Genomic DNA, 1892 nt, shown 5'->3' with positions numbered 1-1892 from the left:
ATCGGGATTTGCTTTTAAGAGATGAATTTTTGGTGTGAATGCTTGACATTATTTTGATTGACCATGGCATAGGCCAGGGTTGTGTCAATCTTGCTATGACCTAGCAGTTTTTGGACTTGCTCGATAGGCATACCTTTATCAATTGCCTTAGTCGCTAAAGTTCTTCTGAACTTATGTGGGTGAACCTTTTGTATACCGAGTTTGTCTCCTAACTTTCTTAAGCGAATCTCTACACCAGCAATTCCAAGCCTCTGGACTTTTCCAACTAACGTTACAAAAAGAGCAGGGTGACTATCTTTTCTGTCGTTAAGATAGTTTCTTAAATGAATTTTCGTACGAGCGTCAAAATATACTGGTCTCTCCTTCTTTCCTTTACCAAAGACAACACACTCTCTGTTTTCAAAATCAATATCTGAACGATTCAACTGTACAAGCTCCCCTACACGCATACCTGTCGATGCTAGTAGGTCTATTATTGCCAAATCTCTCAAATTTTCACAGTTATCGCGCATAATTTCCAAATGTTCATCAGTATAAGTTTCCTTCACATTTTGCTCAGTCTTAATTTTCTTTATCCGTCGAATGGGATTTTTAATGATATATTCCTCTTGCTCAAGCCAAGCAAAAAAAGAAGACAATATACGCCTAATATTGTCTAAATTCGCCTTACTACAATCCTTTTCAGACTGGTAATTTGCTAAATAACTCCTTAAATCATCTGTTGTGAGTTGTGTCACAGACTCTTTAATAGCATTAAACAAGTTTTCAATCGTCCTCTGGTAATAACGAATTGTTTTTGAGCTACAGCCCTCTACCTGTTTGGCAGTGATAAAGAGTTGCAACAGGTTATTATTCGAATACTTCTGCTGCTTTTTTCCGTCTACTAGATGATGTTCTAAACTCTCTCTCAACGCTAGTAATTGTTCATTATTTAAAAGAGGTAACATTTCTTGCATGATAATTGTAACTTTTGATTCCATAATTTCTCACTTTCTTATTCATCAATAAAAAGAGACAATATCAGTTTCTGCATTACAGAATTCTAATATTGTCTGTTCATTTATTTTCTTGTGCTCATTCAAATCCAGCATACTAGGTTACTTTTTGACCTTTTCTCTAACAGAATGTTCAGAAACCCATTTGGAGTAGCTTGTCATTTTTTCATCAGTTAAAGCTTCTACTGCGATGGTTACACACATTTTTACTGCTTCTTCTACCGTTACAGAAAAACGATAGCCGTTTAATTGTAAAAATTTGACCAAAACGAAGAAAGCGGTTCTTTTATTAGCATTAGCAAAAACATGCTTCTTTATCAATTGGACAAATAGTATCGTTGCTTTATCAAAAATTGTTGGATAAAGAGGCTTCCCAAAGACAAATTGTTCTGGTAAGTTCACAATCATATTTAAGGCAGAAGGACTAACTGTTTGAATTTTCTCATTTGGAGAATACCGTTGAATTGCTAAAGCATTTATTTTTTCAATTTGCTTTTCTGTCAGATAGATTGTCATTTTTCCACCAAAGCTTTGAAAACATCGTCGTATTCGTCAAATATTTTATCTAAATTTAAGTCAAAGGCATCATCAGATACATAAGAAACCTGCTGCCCCAATTCTTCAGGAGTAAAGATAATCTCACCACTTGGTAACAATTTCGCTTCGTATTTAACACCACTTGGAATATTAAATTCACTTGGAATCGTAATGGTGATTGAATTTCCTTGTTTTCTTGTTTTTACTACCATCTGATTTCCTCCTTTGTTGTATTATAACAAATCATTACCGTAATTACAATGGCAGAATATCAGCCAAAATACTCCTGCATCAGAGATTTCTTCAAAGTTTCAAGTTCTTCCAGAGATTTTTGGATTGCCAATTGTGATTTGTCGACCT

Annotated in this window: 3 protein-coding genes and 1 pseudogene; all 4 read right to left on the bottom strand. The window is 34.7% G+C overall.

Annotation, left to right across the window (positions count from 1 at the left end):
* Positions 1-14 precede the first annotated feature (14 nt).
* Positions 15-980 carry a site-specific tyrosine recombinase/integron integrase gene (gene xerA / locus HT691_RS11055; protein ID WP_000444456.1) on the bottom strand — a complete coding sequence of 322 codons (966 nt, stop codon included), beginning with the start codon at positions 978-980 and terminating at the stop codon, positions 15-17.
* 117 nt (positions 981-1097) lie between these two features.
* Complete coding sequence (locus HT691_RS11050) at positions 1098-1511, bottom strand: type II toxin-antitoxin system death-on-curing family toxin (protein WP_023941843.1); 414 nt, start codon at positions 1509-1511, stop codon at positions 1098-1100.
* Complete coding sequence (locus tag HT691_RS11045) at positions 1508-1744, bottom strand: AbrB family transcriptional regulator (protein WP_000260605.1); 237 nt, start codon at positions 1742-1744, stop codon at positions 1508-1510. The genes HT691_RS11050 and HT691_RS11045 overlap by 4 nt, the downstream gene beginning before the upstream one ends.
* A 59-nt stretch (positions 1745-1803) precedes the next feature.
* Positions 1804-1892 (bottom strand): annotated as a pseudogene (locus HT691_RS11040) (type I restriction endonuclease); the annotation flags it as partial.

The sequence above is a fragment of the Streptococcus sp. 477 genome, from assembly GCF_013277295.1.
Taxonomy (GTDB): Bacteria; Bacillota; Bacilli; order Lactobacillales; family Streptococcaceae; genus Streptococcus; species Streptococcus pseudopneumoniae.
Note: the sequence above shows the minus strand (reverse complement) of the source record. Positions and strands in the feature narration are given on the sequence as shown.

Bases quoted from the DNA above. Each gene is read 5' to 3' on its own strand.
- HT691_RS11050 (WP_023941843.1), bottom strand. From the start codon at position 1,511: ATGACAATCTATCTGACAGAAAAGCAAATTGAAAAAATAAATGCTTTA.
- xerA (WP_000444456.1), bottom strand. From the start codon at position 980: ATGGAATCAAAAGTTACAATTATCATGCAAGAAATGTTACCTCTTTTA.
- HT691_RS11045 (WP_000260605.1), bottom strand. From the start codon at position 1,744: ATGGTAGTAAAAACAAGAAAACAAGGAAATTCAATCACCATTACGATT.